The sequence below is a fragment of the Shinella sp. 20P9.1.1 genome (assembly GCF_057798995.1).
Genome location: NZ_JBYOLC010000001.1, coordinates 712,172 through 727,552 on the forward strand (window position 1 = coordinate 712,172; position 15,381 = coordinate 727,552).

At 64.8% G+C, this 15,381-nt stretch carries 15 protein-coding genes; 10 read left to right on the top strand and 5 right to left on the bottom strand.

Annotated features, from left to right (window positions below; all coding sequences use genetic code 11):
- Both AC27VQ_RS03315 and AC27VQ_RS03320 read right to left on the bottom strand, forming a co-directional pair.
- On the bottom strand, window positions 1-1,497 hold the full coding sequence (locus AC27VQ_RS03315) for an NAD-dependent succinate-semialdehyde dehydrogenase (RefSeq protein ID WP_488715201.1): 1,497 nt from the start codon (window positions 1,495-1,497) through the stop codon (window positions 1-3).
- Between the two features lie 129 nt (window positions 1,498-1,626).
- Window positions 1,627-2,109: an Lrp/AsnC family transcriptional regulator gene (locus tag AC27VQ_RS03320; protein ID WP_488715202.1), complete on the bottom strand. Its 483-nt coding sequence runs from the start codon at window positions 2,107-2,109 to the stop codon at window positions 1,627-1,629.
- Window positions 2,110-2,211: 102 nt separating this feature from the next.
- Here AC27VQ_RS03320 and ehuR point away from each other — a divergent pair, with 102 nt between their 5' ends.
- The 10 genes from ehuR to doeB all read left to right on the top strand — a co-directional run bounded on the left by ehuR (window position 2,212) and on the right by doeB (window position 11,802).
- Window positions 2,212-3,597 (top strand): MocR-like ectoine utilization transcription factor EhuR, encoded by a 1,386-nt coding sequence (gene ehuR / locus AC27VQ_RS03325; RefSeq protein WP_488715203.1) that lies wholly within the window; start codon window positions 2,212-2,214, stop codon window positions 3,595-3,597.
- 123 nt (window positions 3,598-3,720) lie between these two features.
- Window positions 3,721-4,506 (top strand): ectoine/hydroxyectoine ABC transporter ATP-binding protein EhuA, encoded by a 786-nt coding sequence (gene ehuA / locus AC27VQ_RS03330; protein WP_488715204.1) that lies wholly within the window; start codon window positions 3,721-3,723, stop codon window positions 4,504-4,506.
- A 59-nt stretch (window positions 4,507-4,565) separates the two neighbouring features.
- Complete coding sequence (gene ehuB, locus AC27VQ_RS03335) at window positions 4,566-5,417, top strand: ectoine/hydroxyectoine ABC transporter substrate-binding protein EhuB (protein ID WP_488715205.1); 852 nt, start codon at window positions 4,566-4,568, stop codon at window positions 5,415-5,417.
- A gap of 73 nt (window positions 5,418-5,490) precedes the next feature.
- Window positions 5,491-6,150 carry an ectoine/hydroxyectoine ABC transporter permease subunit EhuC gene (ehuC, locus tag AC27VQ_RS03340; RefSeq protein WP_488715206.1) on the top strand — a complete coding sequence of 220 codons (660 nt, stop codon included), beginning with the start codon at window positions 5,491-5,493 and terminating at the stop codon, window positions 6,148-6,150.
- Between the two features lie 2 nt (window positions 6,151-6,152).
- The gene (ehuD, locus tag AC27VQ_RS03345; protein WP_488715207.1) at window positions 6,153-6,815 is read left to right on the top strand and encodes an ectoine/hydroxyectoine ABC transporter permease subunit EhuD; all 663 of its coding nucleotides are present in this window, start codon (window positions 6,153-6,155) and stop codon (window positions 6,813-6,815) included.
- A complete protein-coding gene (gene eutA / locus AC27VQ_RS03350) occupies window positions 6,815-7,597 on the top strand; it encodes an ectoine utilization protein EutA (RefSeq protein ID WP_488715208.1) in 783 nt (260 codons plus the stop codon). The genes ehuD and eutA overlap by 1 nt, the downstream gene beginning before the upstream one ends.
- Entirely contained in the window at window positions 7,594-8,583 is a 990-nt protein-coding gene (gene eutB, locus AC27VQ_RS03355) for a hydroxyectoine utilization dehydratase EutB (RefSeq protein ID WP_488715209.1), read from the top strand. The genes eutA and eutB overlap by 4 nt, the downstream gene beginning before the upstream one ends.
- Window positions 8,580-9,572: an ectoine utilization protein EutC gene (eutC, locus tag AC27VQ_RS03360; protein ID WP_488715210.1), complete on the top strand. Its 993-nt coding sequence runs from the start codon at window positions 8,580-8,582 to the stop codon at window positions 9,570-9,572. Before eutB ends, eutC begins: the two co-directional genes overlap by 4 nt.
- A 34-nt stretch (window positions 9,573-9,606) precedes the next feature.
- Window positions 9,607-10,788, top strand: a complete 1,182-nt coding sequence (gene doeA, locus AC27VQ_RS03365) for an ectoine hydrolase DoeA (protein WP_488715211.1) — start codon at window positions 9,607-9,609, stop codon at window positions 10,786-10,788.
- Between the two features lie 3 nt (window positions 10,789-10,791).
- Window positions 10,792-11,802, top strand: a complete 1,011-nt coding sequence (gene doeB / locus AC27VQ_RS03370; protein WP_488715212.1) for a N(2)-acetyl-L-2,4-diaminobutanoate deacetylase DoeB — start codon at window positions 10,792-10,794, stop codon at window positions 11,800-11,802.
- 90 nt (window positions 11,803-11,892) lie between these two features.
- Here doeB and AC27VQ_RS03375 read toward each other — a convergent pair whose 3' ends face one another.
- The 3 genes from AC27VQ_RS03375 to AC27VQ_RS03385 are packed head-to-tail and all read right to left on the bottom strand — an operon-like array spanning window position 11,893 to window position 15,379.
- The gene (locus tag AC27VQ_RS03375) at window positions 11,893-13,203 is read right to left on the bottom strand and encodes an aspartate aminotransferase family protein (RefSeq protein WP_488715213.1); all 1,311 of its coding nucleotides are present in this window, start codon (window positions 13,201-13,203) and stop codon (window positions 11,893-11,895) included.
- Window positions 13,203-14,021, bottom strand: a complete 819-nt coding sequence (locus tag AC27VQ_RS03380; protein WP_488715214.1) for an N-formylglutamate amidohydrolase — start codon at window positions 14,019-14,021, stop codon at window positions 13,203-13,205. The genes AC27VQ_RS03375 and AC27VQ_RS03380 overlap by 1 nt, the downstream gene beginning before the upstream one ends.
- 11 nt (window positions 14,022-14,032) lie before the next feature.
- Window positions 14,033-15,379: a glutamine synthetase family protein gene (locus AC27VQ_RS03385; protein WP_488715215.1), complete on the bottom strand. Its 1,347-nt coding sequence runs from the start codon at window positions 15,377-15,379 to the stop codon at window positions 14,033-14,035.
- Between the last annotated feature and the right edge of the window lie 2 nt (window positions 15,380-15,381).

A 15,381-nucleotide genomic window follows, 5' to 3' on the forward strand; every position in this document is an offset into this window, starting at 1 on the left:
TCAGGCAGCCGTGTCGATGCAGAGATATTTGAGTTCGGTGAAGGCCTCCATGCCATGGCGCGAGCCCTCGCGACCGAGGCCGGATTGTTTCCAGCCGCCGAAGGGGATCGGCCCGCCGGTGATCTTCACGCGGTTGACCGCCACCATGCCGTATTCCAGCGCGCGGGCAAGGCGCATCTGGCGCGCGCCGTTTTCGGTGACGACATAGGCGACGAGACCGTATTCCGTGTCGTTGGCGCGGGCGACCACTTCCGCCTCGCTGTCGAAAGCCGTGACGGCGGCGACGGGGCCGAAGGTTTCCTTGCGCATGATGAGAGCGTCGTCGGGCACATCCGTCAGAAGCGTCGGCTCGTAGAACAGGGAGCCTGCCTTGTGGCGCTTGCCGCCGGTCAAGAGTTTGGCGCCGTGCTTCAGCGCATCGGCCACCTGTTCCTCCACCTTTGCGATAGCGCGTTCGTGCATCAGAGGGCCGATCTCGACGCCCGCCTCAAGCCCGCCGCCGACCTTCAGCGCTTCGATGCGCGTCTTGAACGCCTTCGTGAAAGCAGCGAGCACGGGGCGCTCGACATAGATGCGGTTGGCGGCGAGGCAATCCTGGCCTGACGTGGCGAATTTGGCATTGACCGCGATGTCGGCCGCCTTGTCGATATCGGCATCGGCGAAGACGATCAGCGGGGCATGGCCGCCGAGTTCCATCACCAGCCGTTTCATGGTCGGCGCGCATTGGCCGGCGATGAGTTTGCCGATCTCCGTCGAACCGGTGAAGCTGAGCGCGCGAACGCGGGGATCGGCATTCATGCGGCCGACGGTGGTTGCGGCATCGCCGGTCACGACGTTGAAGACACCGGCGGGAAGGCCGGCGCGCTCGCCGAGTTCGGCCAGCGCCAAAGCCGAAAGCGGCGTTTCGCTGGAGGGATGGGCGACCAAGGTGCAGCCGGCGGCAAGGGCAGCCGCTGCCTTGCGGGTGATCATGGCAGAGGGGAAATTCCACGGTGTGACGATCCCGACCACGCCGAGCGCCTCGCGGCGCACGATCATCTCCGCGCCGGGCAGGTGGCTCGTCACGCTCTCGGCGTTGAGGCGTTTTCCCTCCTCGGCATACCATTCGATGAACGAAGCGGCATAGTCGATCTCGCCTCGCGATTCCGCGAGCGGCTTGCCCTGTTCCAGCGTCATCAGCAGCGCAAGGTCCTCGCGCGCTTCTAGGATCAGGCCATGCCATTTGCCAAGGATGGTGGATCGCTGCTGCGGTAGCAGGTCCCGCCAGGCGGGGAAGGCCTGCGCGGCAGCCGAAACGGCTTCCGCCGTCTGCTCGGCGTCGAGAGATGCGACCCAGGCGAGCGTCGCGCCCGACGCGGGATCCGTCACGGCAAAACTGTTGCCGTCACGGCCGGCCACCCAGCGGCCGCCGACATAGGACAGTTCGCGCAGCAGGTGCGGGTCGGCGAGGCGGGCGAGTGCGTCGTGAAAGGTGGTCCGGGCGAATTGGGCGGTCATGGCGGCCTCCTCTGGCTGATTGAGAGGAGTCTGCCAGAGGCCGGGCGGCAGATTGTCTATTGCCGGGGCGGCAGGCAGAGACTTTGGCCAAATCCGAGGCCGGCCATAGACAATCTCTCTACGGCAGCCTCATTCGGAGGCCGGCAGAAGAGTTGCCAGCGGCAGAACGGTCTCCTCCTTCACCGTCTTGGTGACGATGTAGGTGAAGTAGCGGTCGATGCCGAGTTCGCGGTCGAGCAGGCTGTCGACCAGGCGCTGGTAGGCGTCGATATCCGCCGCCATGATCTTCAGGATGTAATCGACCCCGCCGCCGACCGACCAGCAGGCAACGATCTCCGGCGTCGAGGCCACCGCGCGCTCGAACCGGTCGAAATCGGCCTGGCGATGGTTTGCCAGCGTCACCTCCATCATGACGCTCGCGACCGGTGCGACGCGCCGCACCGCCACCCGCGCATGATAGCCGGAAACGATACCCGCCTTCTCCAGCTTGCGCAGCCTGAGCCAGCAGGGCGTCGGCGACAGCCCCGCCTTTTCCGCCAGCGCCAGTTTGGTGATGCGCCCGTTCTCCTGGATCGCCTCCAGGATGCGCAGGTCGATGGCGTCGAGTTTCATGCGGTCGCCCTCCGGGCGGAGATCATGTCAAAGCTTGGAAAAAGACAATGGAAAGGCATTTTGGCGTTGTCAATTGAACTGAATTTGAGCACTGTTGAAATCATGACAAATTGGCGTCCCGATCTATCTCAATTGCGCCGGCCGGCCTACCTGTCCCTCGCCGAGCAGATCGCCCGCGCCATCCAGGAAGGACAGCTGCCGAACGGTACACGCCTTCTGCCACATCGCAAGCTCGCCGACGACCTGAAACTCTCCGTGCAGACCGTCAGCCGCGCCTATGACGAGCTGATCCGCCGCGGCCTCATTTCGGGGGAGGTCGGCCGCGGCTCCTTCGTGCAGACGCAGCCGAAAGAGCCGGAGCCACCCTATCTGCCGGAGCGGTTGGGCGAGCTGGTGGACCTTTCGATCCTCAAACCCGTCTGCGAGCAGCTTCATCTCGAGCGCATGCGCGAGGCCTTCGGTTGGCTGGCGGAGAATCTGCCGTCGAGTTCGGCGCTGTCCTTCCGCCCCAATATGGTGTTCCCGCGCCATCGCGCCGTTGCCGCCGAATGGTTGGCCCGCTGCGGCCTCGATATCTCGCCGCTCAACATTAGCCTCACCAATGGCGCGACCTCGGGCATGACGGTCGCTCTGATGAGCGTGGCCCCGCCCGGCTCCACCGTCGCGACGGAGGCAATCAGCCACCACACGCTGGTGCCGCTTTCCACCTATCTCGGCCTGCATCTCGAAGGCTTGCCGATCGATCGCGACGGCATGATCCCAGAGGCGCTCGACGAAGCCTGCCGCAAAGGCGTTATTCGCGCGGTTTTCCTGCAACCTTCCGTGATCAACCCGACGGCCACACTGATGAGCGGCGAGCGCCGGCAGGCTTTGGCGGACGTCGCGCGGCGTCACGATATCGCGATCATCGAGAACGACATTCTCGGCCCGCTCGTCGAGCGCAAGCCGCCGCCGATCGCGGCCTTCGCGCCGGAGCGCACGCTCTACATCACCAGTTTCACCAAGATCACGGTGCCGGGCCTGCGCATCGGCTATCTCGCGGCACCCGACCGCTATGTCGCCGCCGTCGCCAACCGGCACCTCGTCTCGAACTGGATGGCGACGCCGTCGATTGCCGAGATCGCCACCCGCTGGGTCAGCGACGGCACGGCCATGGAATTGGTCAACTGGCAGCGACGGGCGCTTGGCGTTCGCCATGCCATTGCGGAGGAGGCCTTCGCGGGGTTGCCCTATCATGCCCATCCGCAGAGCCTGCATGTCTGGCTGCCGCTGCCGGAAGGGCACACCGAGGAAGGCTTCGTTTCGCAGGCCCGCCTGCGCGGCGTCGCCATCGCGCCGGGCTCGTCCTTCCGCACGGCGGACCAAGGCTGGCATCCGGCCGTGCGCATCTCGCTCGGCTCCACGACCGAGCAGGAACTTCGTACCGGCCTCGGCATTCTCGCTTCGTTAGCCAGCGGAAACCCGGAGGCGTTGCTGCTCGCGATTTAGGGCAAATTGCCCGCCAAATGCGCATGGAAACAATAATTGTCATGAGATTATTATTCGGATTGACATGATTTTGATCGCCGCGCATCGTTAGGCCATCACTTGTCCCGCCAGGGAGAGACAGGCATGGCCCCACCCATCATCCGCATCGACAACATCACCAAGCGCTACGGTCCCCTGACCGTGCTCGACGGTTTGTCGATGGAGGTGCTGCCGGGCGAAAAGCTCGCCCTTATCGGCCCGTCCGGCTCCGGCAAGACGACGATCCTGCGCATCCTCATGACGCTGGAAACAATCAGCGGCGGCCATATCGAGGTCGAGGGGGACCAGCTCTATCATATGCCGAAGAACGGCAGCCTCGTGCCGGCCGACGACCGCCACCTGCACCGGATGCGCGAGAAGGTCGGCATGGTCTTCCAGCACTTCAATCTCTTCCCGCACAAATGCGTTCTCGACAATGTAACGCTCGCGCCGATGCTGACCAAGGGCGTGGCGCGTGCGGAGGCTGAGAAGCGGGCGATGGAGCTTCTCGACATGGTGGGCCTCGCCGACAAAGCGAAGAGCATGCCCGCCCAATTGTCCGGCGGACAGAAGCAGCGTGTCGCCATCGCCCGCGCCCTCGCACTTTCGCCGAAGATCATGCTGTTCGACGAGGTGACCTCGGCGCTCGACCCGGAACTGGTCGAGGAGGTGCTGAACGTCATGCGCAAGCTCGCCGCCGAGACCGACATGACCATGCTGCTGGTCACGCACGAGATGGGTTTCGCCCACGACTTCGCCGATCGGGTCCTGTTCTTCGATCGCGGCAAGATCGTCGAGGAAGGCAAGCCGGACGAGATTTTCCGCAATCCCAGGCAGGAACGCACACAGACCTTCCTGCGCAAGATCATCGCGGCAGGGCACCGCGTCTGAGGTGCTCCAGGCACTTCAAGAGAATGGCCCCAAACAACAACCACAGAGGAGTTCGCACGATGAAGATCAGACATTTCATGAGCATGGCTGCCGGTGCCGGCGCGCTGATGGCAATCGCCGCCGCAACCCCGGCGTCCGCCGATGACGCCAAGCTGGAGGAACTGAAGGGGCAGGGCTTCGCCCGCGTCGCCATCGCCAACGAGCCGCCGTTCACGGCGGTCGCTGCCGACGGCAAGGTTTCGGGCGCGGCACCCGATGTCGCCCGCGAAGTCTTCAAGCGCCTTGGCGTCGCCGATATCGTCGCGTCGATTTCGGAATACGGCGCGATGATCCCCGGCCTTCAGGCCGGCCGCCACGACGTCATCACGGCTGGCCTTTTCATGAAGCCGGAGCGCTGCGCGGCCGTCGCCTATTCCGAACCGATCCTCTGCGACGCGGAAGCCTTTGCACTCAAGAAGGGCAACCCGCTCAAGCTGAAGAGCTACAAGGACATCGCCGACAATCCGGACGCCAAGATCGGCGCGCCGGGCGGCGGCACGGAAGAGAAACTGGCGCTCGAAGCCGGTGTGCCGCGTGACCGCGTCATCGTCGTGCCGGATGGCCAGAGTGGTCTGAAGATGCTGCAGGATGGCCGCATCGATGCCTATTCTCTCCCTGTCCTCTCCATCAACGATCTCGTCGCCAAGGCGAATGATCCAGAGATCGAGGTCGTGGCCCCGGTTGAAGGAGCGCCTGTCTATTGCGATGGTGCGGCCTTCAAGAAGGGCGATGAGGCCCTGCGCGATGCCTTCGACGTCGAACTCGCCAAGCTGAAGGAAAGTGGTGAGTTCGCCAAGATCATAGAGCCCTACGGTTTCTCGGCCGCAGCCGCGATGTCGACGACGCGCGACAAGCTCTGCGCGGCGAAGTGAGCGCGATCTCCATCTCGTCCTCTCCCTTGTCAAAGGGAGAGGGCTGCTTGATCCACACTTGAACGGGAAGACGATGACTGACTGGTCCGGCTATATAGGGCTGATCCTGCAAGGCGCGCTCGTAACGCTTCAGCTTACCGTGATGGGCTCGGTGCTTGCCGTGATCATGGCGTTTCTTGCCGGCCTTGGCCGCGTCAGTCGCTTCTTGGCGGTGCGTGCGCTTGCCACCACCTATATCGAATTCTTCCGCGGCACCTCGATCTTCGTGCAGCTCTTCTGGGTCTATTTCGTGCTGCCCTTTGCCGGCGTCACGCTGTCGCCGCTTCAGGCCGGTGTGCTGGCGCTGGGGCTCAATGTCGGCGCTTATGGCGCGGAAGTGGTGCGCGGCGCCGTCAAGGCGATAGGCCGCGAGCAGCGCGAGGCGTGCATCGCGCTTAACCTGACGCGTGGCCAGGCGATGCGCCATGTCATCCTGCCGCAGGCTTTGCCGCTCATGCTGCCGACCTTCGGCAACAATGCGATCGAGCTCCTGAAGGGCACCGCCGTCGTGTCGCTGATCTCGCTGACCGACATGACCTTCCAGGCACAGGTGGTGCGCGCCCAGACCGGCAGCACGCTGATCCCCTTCACGGTCATCCTCGTGCTCTACTTCCTGATGGCGCTGGCCATCTCCACCGGCATGCGCTGGCTGGAACGCCGCGTCACCCGTGGCCTCGACGGCGTGAGGACCTGACGATGGAATGGGACTGGAATTTCGTCTGGCAGATCCTGCCGACCCTCCTCGAGGGGCTGAAGATCACTCTTCTGGCGACCGTGCTCGGTGCTGCCGTCGCCGCCGTCGTCGGCCTTCTCTTCGCCATCCTGCGCATGACCGCGCCGAAGCCGATCGCGCGGGCCACGAGTTTCGTCGTGGAGTTCATCCGCGGCACGCCGTTGCTCGTGCAACTCTATTTCATCTTCTACGTGCTGCCGGATATCGGCATCCGCCTGCCGGCGCTCTTGGCCGGTGTCATCGGGCTCGGCGTGCACTACGGCACCTATGCGGCGGAAGTCTATCGCGCGGGCATCGAGAATGTGTCGCGCGGACAGTGGGAGGCGGCCAAGGCGACGAACCTTTCCGGCCGCCAGACCTGGATCCATGTGATCCTGCCACAGGCCATCCCACCGATGATCCCGGCGCTCGCCAACTATCTCATCGCCATGTTTAAAGAGACGCCCTTGCTCTCGGCCATCACGGTGCTGGAGCTGATGAACCAGGCCAAGAGCGTCGCCAACAGCAGCTACCGCTACATCGAGCCGATGACCATGGTGGGTGTCTTCTTCCTGATCATGAGCCTGATCTCCGTCGTCTTCCTGCGCTGGCTGGAAGAACGCTATGCCCGCCTAGAGGAACGCTGATGCAGACCCTCGATCTCACCCTCGCCACACGGGCGCCAAAGCTCGACGACCGCCCGCTGGAAAAGCGCGTCGGCCTGATCATCCTGGCGACCGATCACACGACGGAGGTGGATTTCCAGCGTATGGTGGCAAGCGACAGGATCGGCGTCTATGCGACCCGTATTCCCTATGCCAATCCTGTGACGCCGGAAAACCTGCGCGCCATGCAGCCCTCGCTCACGGCGGGTGCGGCTCTCATCCTGCCGGACGAGCCGCTCGACGTCGTCATGTATTCCTGCACCTCGGCCTCGGTCGTCATAGGCGATGCGCAGGTGAAGGCCGCAGTGACGGCCGCCAAGCCGGCAGCCGCCGTCGTCACGCCCACCGCCGCCGCCGTATCCAGCCTCAAGGCCTTTGGCGCCCGGCGCATTTCCATACTCACGCCCTACACACTCGAAACCAGCCGGCCGATGGCCGACTATTTCCGCGCGCTCGGCTTCCACATCGCCCGCTTCACCTGCCTCGGCCTCTCCGACGACCGGGACATGGCGCGGATTGCGCCGGCAGACATCGTCGCCTTCGCGAAGGAGGCCATGGCACCCGATTCCGATGCGCTCTTCATCTCCTGCACGGCCGTTCGCGCGGCGGGCGTCGCGGCCGAGATCGAGGCCGCCATCGGCAAACCCGTCGTCACCAGCAACCTTGCCACCGCCTGGGCCTGCCTGCGCCTGTGCGGCGACGAAGCGCCACGGCCGGAATTCGGCCGGCTGATGACGCTCGCTTATCCGGGTGCTGCACCATGACGGATGCGCGCCTTCCGGTAACAGTGGCGGATATCGAGCAGGCGGCCCGCCGCATCGAGGGTCGCATCCTGCGCACGCCGTTCGTTCTCTCCTCAGTCTTGTCCGAGCGCCTGGGCGTGCCGGTCGGCCTGAAACTCGAACACCATCAGACGACCGGCAGCTTCAAGCTGCGCGGCGCGACCAATGCAGTGCTCTCCCTTTCGCCGGAAGAGCGGGCGCGCGGCGTCGTGGCGGCGTCGACGGGCAATCATGGCCGCGCGCTCGCCCATGCGGCCAAGGCCGAAGGCTCGGTCGCGACGATCTGCATGTCCCGGCTCGTGCCGGAGAACAAGGTTTCGGAAATTCGCCGGCTCGGCGCCGATGTCCGCATCGTCGGCCGGTCGCAGGACGAGGCGCAGGTGGAGGTGGACCGGTTGGTCGCCGAAGACGGCCTCGTCATGGTGCCGCCCTTCAACAACCCGGCGGTCGTTGCCGGGCAGGGCACGCTCGGGCTGGAAATCGTCGAGGCCATGCCTGATGTCGCGACCGTGCTCGTGCCGCTTTCCGGCGGCGGGCTGGCGGCGGGCGTCGCAGCGGCAGTCAAGGGCCGTTCGCCGAAGACGCGCGTCATCGGCCTCACCATGGAACGCGGCGCGGCGATGAAGGCGAGCCTCGATGCGGGCCGGCCGGTGCAGGTCGAAGAGGTGGCGAGCCTGGCGGATTCGCTCGGCGGCGGCATCGGGCTCGACAATGCCGTGACCTTCCCCATGTGCCGCGCTCTGCTCGACGATGTGATCCTGCTTTCCGAAGCCGAGATCGCAGCCGGCATGCGGCACGCCTATGCTGAGGAGCGCGAGGTGATCGAGGGGGCAGGCGCGGTCGGCATCGCGGCGCTGCTGGCCCGCCGGCTCGGCCGGCTGGAAGGCCCGGTGGCCGTTATTCTGTCCGGCCGCAATGTGGATATGGGCCTGCACCAGTGGGTCATGAATGGCGAGGACGCGGCATGACGAAGATGAAGATCCTGACCGAAGCGGAACTCCGGCGCATCGTGCCGCTCGATCTCGAAGCCATCGCCTGCGTCGAGGACGCCTTTCACGCGCTCGCCACCAAGGCCGTCGTCATGCCGCCGATCCTGCGGCTCGACATGCCGGAGCAGCGCGCGGAGGTGGACGTGAAGACCGCCTACGTTCCGGGCCTCGATGGTTTTGCCATCAAGATCAGCCCCGGCTTTTTCAACAACCCGGCCATCGGCCTGCCGAGTACGAACGGGCTTATGGTGCTGTTCTCGACAAAGACCGGACTCGTGCAGGCGGTACTGCTCGACAACGGTTATCTGACGGATGTGCGCACGGCAGCTGCCGGTGCCGTCGCGGCGCGTTATCTTTCGCGCCCGGACGCTGGCGTGGCCGCCATCTTCGGCGCGGGCATGCAGGCGAAGCTGCAACTGGAAGCGCTGAGCCTCGTGCGCCCGATCCGCGAGGCCCGCATCTGGGCGCGCGACGCGGCGAAGGCCGAGGCAGTTGCCGCGGAGCTGACGCTGAAGCTCGGCTTTCCTGTCCATGCGAAGACGGATGGACGCGCGGCGGTCGATGGGGCCGACATCGTGGTCACCACGACGCCGTCGGAAACGCCGGTGCTCCGGGCCGAATGGCTCCAGCCCGGCCAGCACGTCACGGCCATGGGCTCGGATGCCGAGCACAAGAACGAGATCGAGCCGGCGGTCATCACCGGCGCCGGGCTCTATGTCGCCGACAGCCTGAAGCAAACCCGCCGTCTCGGCGAGCTGCATCACGCCATCGAAGCCGGCCTCGTAACCGAGGGAATGGGCTTCCCCGAACTCGGCGAGATCGTCGCCGGGCGCAAACCGGGCCGCAGCGGCCCCGAGCAGATCACCGTGGCGGATCTCACCGGCACGGGCATCCAGGACACGGCCATCGCGACCCTTGCCGCCGCCCGCGCGGCAGCGGCAGGCGCCGGCACGACCTTCGAGAGTTGAGACCGGCTTTTCGCCGGGTATAGAGGAAAAACCGATGAAACAAGCGAACCTGAAGTTCTCACTTCCGGAATATGAAGCGCGTCTTCAAAAAACACGGAAGGCAATGGAAGCCAAGGGCATCGACGTGCTGATCTGCAGCGATCCGTCGAACATGAACTGGCTGACGGGCTATGATGGCTGGTCCTTCTATGTGCACCAATGTGTCGTGGTGCCGCCGACGGGCGAGCCGATCTGGTATGGCCGCGGGCAGGATGCCAACGGCGCGAAATTCACCGCCTATGTGAAGCACGAGAACATCATCGGCTATCCCGACCACTACGTGCAGTCCACCGAACGCCACCCGATGGATTATCTCGCAGCCAAGCTCACGGAGCGCGGTCTCGATAAGCTGACCATCGGCGTCGAGATGGACAATTACTGGTTCTCGGCCGCCGCCTTCGCATCGCTCACGAAACATCTGCCGAACGCCCGCTTCGTCGATGCCACCGCGCTCGTCAACTGGCAGCGCGCGGTGAAGAGCCCGACCGAGATCACCTATATGCGCAATGCCGCCCGCATCGTCGAAAAGATGCATGAGCGCATCTTCGACAAGATCGAGGTCGGCATGCGCAAATGCGATCTCGTGGCGGAAATCTACGATGCCGGCACGCGCGGCGTCGATGGTATCGGCGGCGACTATCCGGCGATCGTGCCGCTTCTGCCCTCGGGCGTCGAAGCCTCTGCGCCGCATCTCACTTGGGACGACCGGCCGATGAAATCCGGCGAGGGCACGTTCTTCGAGATCGCCGGTTGCTACAATCGCTACCATGTTCCGCTGTCGCGCACCGTCTTCCTCGGCAAGCCGACGCAGGCCTTCATCGATGCGGAGAAGGCGACGCTGGAGGGCATGGAGGCGGGCCTTGCGGTCGCAAAACCCGGCAATACCTGTGAGGACATCGCCAACGCCTTCTTCGCGGTCCTCAAGAAATACGGAATCGTCAAGGACAACCGCACGGGCTACGGCATCGGCGTCTCCTATCCGCCGGACTGGGGCGAGCGCACGATGAGCCTGCGCCCCGGCGACAGGAGCGAGTTGAAGCCCGGCATGACCTTCCATTTCATGACGGGCCTTTGGCTGGAGGACATGGGTTTCGAGACGACGGAAAGCATCCTGATCACCGAGACCGGCGTCGAATGCCTCGCCAATGTACCGCGCAAGCTTCTCGTGAAGGATTGAGCCATGGCGGACCGTAACCTTCGTCCGTCGCCGATCAGCGCCACGGTCGATTTTTCGGCCGAGGGCGTCCAGCACGGCTTCCTGCGCCTGCCCTACAGCCGGGATGATTCCGCCTGGGGTTCAGTGATGATTCCGCTGACGGTGGTGAAAAACGGGGAGGGGCCGACGGCCCTTCTCACCGGCGGCAACCACGGCGACGAATATGAGGGGCCGATCGCGCTCTTCGATCTCGCCCGCCGGCTGAAAGCGGAGGATGTCTCCGGCCGCGTCATCATCGTGCCGGCGATGAATTATCCGGCCTTCCTTGCCGGTACGCGCACCTCGCCGATCGACAGGGGCAACATGAACCGAAGCTTTCCGGGCGCGCCCGACGGCACGGTGACCCCGAAGATCGCCGATTATTTCCAGCGCACGCTGCTGCCGCTTGCCGATATCGTGCTCGATTTCCATTCGGGCGGAAAGACGCTGGATTTCCTGCCCTTCTGCGCCGCCCATATCCTGCCTGACAAGGCGCAGGAGGCGAAGGCCTTCGATCTCGTTAAGGCCTTCGGTGCGCCGTGGTCGATGAAGATGCTGGAGATCGATGCCGTCGGCATGTACGACACGGCGGCGGAGGAGATGGGAAAAATCTTCATAACCACCGAGCTCGGCGGGGGCGGAACTGCGACGACCAAGAGCGCCGGCATCGCCAAGGCGGGTGTCGCCAACGTGCTGAAGGCCGCGGGCATTCTGAAGGGAGCGGTCGCGGCGGCGCGGACCACCTGGCTCGACATGCCTGATGGCAACTGCTTCTCGTTTGCCGAGGATGGCGGGCTGATCGAGCCGCTTTTTGATCTCGGTGACCAGGTACGGAACGGTGATGTGATGGCCCGCATCTATCCCGTCGCCCGCACCGGCGCGGAGCCGCTGGAGATCAGAGCAAAGATGGATGGCGTCCTTGCGGCCCGCCATTTCCCCGGTCTCGTCAAGCCCGGCGACTGTGTCGGCGTGCTTGCAGCCGTTGTGACGGCATGAGCCTCTTGCGCGGTTCCCTCCAACGCCAAGGATAGCGTGATGGCGAGCCGCAGCATTAAGCTGAGGCCCGCTATTCGCCGGGAACGTTATCTACCACCCCGCAAATCGCGCGAGCTTTTCATTCGAAACGTTTGGCAAATCCGATAGGGCTTGATCCAGACGGCCGAGCGCATCCTGGATTTCGTCCTCCGTTACGGTCAACGGCGGGGTCATTTCGAGGACGTTGCCGTTCATGCCGACATAATAAAGCACGACGCCGAGTTCGTAGGCGCGGTAGATCAGCTTTGCGGTCTCCGCACGGGCCGGCGCGCGGGTTTGGCGGGCGAGCACGAGTTCGACGCCGCAGGCAAGGCCCCGGCCGCGAATGTCGCCGATCAGGGTGTGGCGTTCGGCAAGCCTCGCCAGACCGTCGCGCAGCAATTTTCCCTTACGCTCCGCGCCTGCGGCAAGGTCTTCGCGGTCGATCGTTTCGAGGACGGCAAGGCCTGCGGCGGCGCAGACCGGATTGCCATGCAGGGTCTGCATGGCAAATGCGCTGGCGCAATCGAGGATATCGGCCGGCGCAATGACGGCCGAGAGCGGCAAGCCGCCGCCGAGGCCTTTGCCGAGCACCAGGATATCGGGCACGAAGCCCTCGTGGTCGAAGCAATGCAGGCGGCCGCTGCGGGCAAGGCCCACCTTCACCTCGTCGCAGACGACGAGAATGCCATGGGCGCGGCAGATATCCGCAAACTTGCGCAAAAAACCATCGGGAGGAACGATCAAGCCGCCATCTGACTGGATCGGCTCGATAAAGGCCGCACCGATCGAGCCGGCCGGAACCGAGGCCAGCTTCTCCTTGAGAAGCGTGAGGATGGCATTGCCCGTCGGATCGCCCTCATGGGGGCGGTAGGGATCGGGGTAGGGCAGAAGGATCAGCCCATCCGCCTTGGCTGCGCCGGCCTGAACGCTGTGGCCGGAAAATGCCATCGAGCCGACGGTGCAGCCATGATAGGCGCCGACAAAGGCGATGACGCCGGTGCGGCCGGTTGCCTTCACGATCGCCCGATAGGCGGCTTCGTTTGCATCGGAGCCGGAATGGCCGAACCAGATCTTATGCCCGCCGCGGCCGGGAAAACGCGCCAGAAGCCTTTCGGCAAGCGCCACGGCCGGTGCGTTCGAGGCGGAAAGGATGCTTGCGCCGGCAGGGTTGGCGATGGCGGTGGAGACGGCCTCGACGATGGCGGGATGGCCGTAGCCGAGGCTCGCCGCGCCCCAGGCGCCGGAGAGGTCGATGAGTTCGCGGCCATTCTCCTCCACAAGCCGCGCACCCTTGCCGCCGCTGATGGCAAGCGGGAAGAAGCGCAGCTTCTGCAGGGTGCCGATGGCCGCTTCATCCCTGTCGTAGAGACTGTCCTCCATCAGCCTTGCTCCTGCAATGCCGCCTTGAAACAGCGGGTGAGCCTGTCACCCCATTCGCCGACGCCGGAAAGCGTGTCGATCAGATCATGCCGCACCTCGATGAGGGCACCCGGCAGGCCGCGAGCGTCTGCATGGACGGGCACCGTATAGTCCTCATCCCGATGGATGATGTAAGGCTCGTTGTCGCCGATAATGAGGCCGGATTCCGCCTGGAGTTCCCGGACTAGCATTTGGCCGAAGCCGGTTGCCTGTCCATAGAGGATACCGGCATGCCATGGGCGTTGCTTGCCGAAATAAACAGGCGTGAAGGAATGGATCCCAACGACGATCGGGCGCTTGCCCTGTTGCTGCAACAGGTCTAGCCGTCTCGCGACGGCCTCGGCATAGGGCGTGAACAACGTGTCGATGCGCTGCGCCTTCTCAGCTTCCGTCAGGCCGATATTGCCGGGGATCTTGGTCGTTTCGCTGATTTCGGGCATGGCCGAGGGGACGCCGAGGGGACGGTTGCAGTCGATGACGAGCCGCGAATAGTTCGTCATGAACAGCGGCGCATCGAGCATGCGGCTGAGATGCTGGGAGAGCGCGTTGACGCCGATATCCCAGGCGATGTGGCGCCGGCGCTCCGTCTCCGGCAGACCGAGGTCGCCCAGCGCCTTCGGGATACGGTTGGACGCATGTTCACAAAGCAGCAGGTAGGGTGAGGTCCCATCGGGATTGATCACGCTATAGGGCGGCGGCTCGTCGATGGCGAGCAGCGGCAGGGCCGGATCGTGCCGCCACCGGTTCTCGGGATGGGGAATGACATTGCTTGAGGTCATGATCTGCCCAATCAATAGACGGTGGCGTAGCGGGCGCAGAGGTTTTCGGGCGAAAGCCCCTCGACGATCTCGATCTCCTTGCGCTTCATGGCGAAATAGCAGTCAAGGAAATCCTTCGAGAACCAGCCGGTCACCACGTCATCGGCGGCAAGCGTATCCAGCGCTTCGGAAAGGCTGGAAGGCAGGCGGCGGACGCCGAGCCTTGCCTGTTCCTCGGCTGAGAATTCCGACGGGTCGGTGTTGATCAGCGGCGGCTGCTCCAGCCCGGCGCGAATACCCTCGAGGCCGGCACGCAGCACGACGGCCAGCGACAGGTGCGGGCTCGCGCAGGCATCGGCGGCGCGGTATTCCATGTTGAACTGTCTTGCCGGGTTGCTGCCGGGCAGGTCGAGCGTCGGGCAGATGCGCAGCGTCGCCTCGCGGTTCTTTTCACCCAGGCAGGTATAGGCGGCACTCCAATGGTGCGGCACGAGGCGCATGTATGAAAGCACCGAGGGCGCGGTGAAGGCGACGAGCGCCGGCAGGTGCTTGATGACACCGGCCGCGAAGGATCCGGCAACCTTGGAAAGCCGGCCGGGGCGCGACGCGTCGAAGGTGAAGGGATTGCCGTCGAGGTCGGTGAAGCTGACATGCAGGTGCACGCCGTTGCCGACGCCATCGGGGTCGGTTTTCGGCGCGAAGCTGGCGGTCCAGCCGAAGAGGGCGGCGACCTCGCGCGTGACGGCGCGGATCGTCGCGCCGCGATCGGCGGCGACGAGTGCGGGGGCGGGGCGGCATGTGACTTCGAACTGGTCCTTGCCGTATTCCGGCAGGAACATTTCCGGCTCGGCCCCGGCTTCCTTCAGCGCGGTCATCAGCAGGGATCCGAAGGGTTCGGCGCGGCGCTGGGCGCGCAGGCCGAAGGCCGGTGCTGCGGGCCAATCGGCACCGAGGATCTGGAATTCCTGTTCGACCGCGCTGATGACCTTGAGACCGGCTTCCTTCTCGAAGTCTGCCAGCGTCGCCTTGAGGAAGCTGCGCACGCAGCAATCCCACGGCTCGCCCTTCAGGTCGGTGATATCGGAATGGTAGAAGTGCAGCGCCGTCTCGTCCGGCAGGCAGGTGACGCGGGCTTTACTTGCGGGATCGGCCATCAGGCGCAGATCGCCGGCCGAGCCCCAGGGGTTCGGGTCGGCGATGAGATCGAACGGCGTCAAGGCGAGGTTCGCCGGCACCCAGCCGACGCCCTTGCGCAGATAGTCCTCGACCTCGGCGGCCGCGAAGCTGCGGCCGCGGGTAATGCCGGCAATATCAGTCGTGACAAAGGTCGCGAGTTCCATCAGGTCGGCGAAGGCTTTGCCGTTGCTGCTCTCGTTCATGG

Coding starts and splice junctions, on each gene's coding strand:
- AC27VQ_RS03315 (WP_488715201.1), bottom strand. CDS start 1,497: ATGACCGCCCAATTCGCCCGGACCACCTTTCACGACGCACTCGCCCGC.
- AC27VQ_RS03320 (WP_488715202.1), bottom strand. CDS start 2,109: ATGAAACTCGACGCCATCGACCTGCGCATCCTGGAGGCGATCCAGGAG.
- ehuR (WP_488715203.1), top strand. CDS start 2,212: ATGACAAATTGGCGTCCCGATCTATCTCAATTGCGCCGGCCGGCCTAC.
- ehuA (WP_488715204.1), top strand. CDS start 3,721: ATGGCCCCACCCATCATCCGCATCGACAACATCACCAAGCGCTACGGT.
- ehuB (WP_488715205.1), top strand. CDS start 4,566: ATGAAGATCAGACATTTCATGAGCATGGCTGCCGGTGCCGGCGCGCTG.
- ehuC (WP_488715206.1), top strand. CDS start 5,491: ATGACTGACTGGTCCGGCTATATAGGGCTGATCCTGCAAGGCGCGCTC.
- ehuD (WP_488715207.1), top strand. CDS start 6,153: ATGGAATGGGACTGGAATTTCGTCTGGCAGATCCTGCCGACCCTCCTC.
- eutA (WP_488715208.1), top strand. CDS start 6,815: ATGCAGACCCTCGATCTCACCCTCGCCACACGGGCGCCAAAGCTCGAC.
- eutB (WP_488715209.1), top strand. CDS start 7,594: ATGACGGATGCGCGCCTTCCGGTAACAGTGGCGGATATCGAGCAGGCG.
- eutC (WP_488715210.1), top strand. CDS start 8,580: ATGACGAAGATGAAGATCCTGACCGAAGCGGAACTCCGGCGCATCGTG.
- doeA (WP_488715211.1), top strand. CDS start 9,607: ATGAAACAAGCGAACCTGAAGTTCTCACTTCCGGAATATGAAGCGCGT.
- doeB (WP_488715212.1), top strand. CDS start 10,792: ATGGCGGACCGTAACCTTCGTCCGTCGCCGATCAGCGCCACGGTCGAT.
- AC27VQ_RS03375 (WP_488715213.1), bottom strand. CDS start 13,203: ATGGAGGACAGTCTCTACGACAGGGATGAAGCGGCCATCGGCACCCTG.
- AC27VQ_RS03380 (WP_488715214.1), bottom strand. CDS start 14,021: ATGACCTCAAGCAATGTCATTCCCCATCCCGAGAACCGGTGGCGGCAC.
- AC27VQ_RS03385 (WP_488715215.1), bottom strand. CDS start 15,379: ATGAACGAGAGCAGCAACGGCAAAGCCTTCGCCGACCTGATGGAACTC.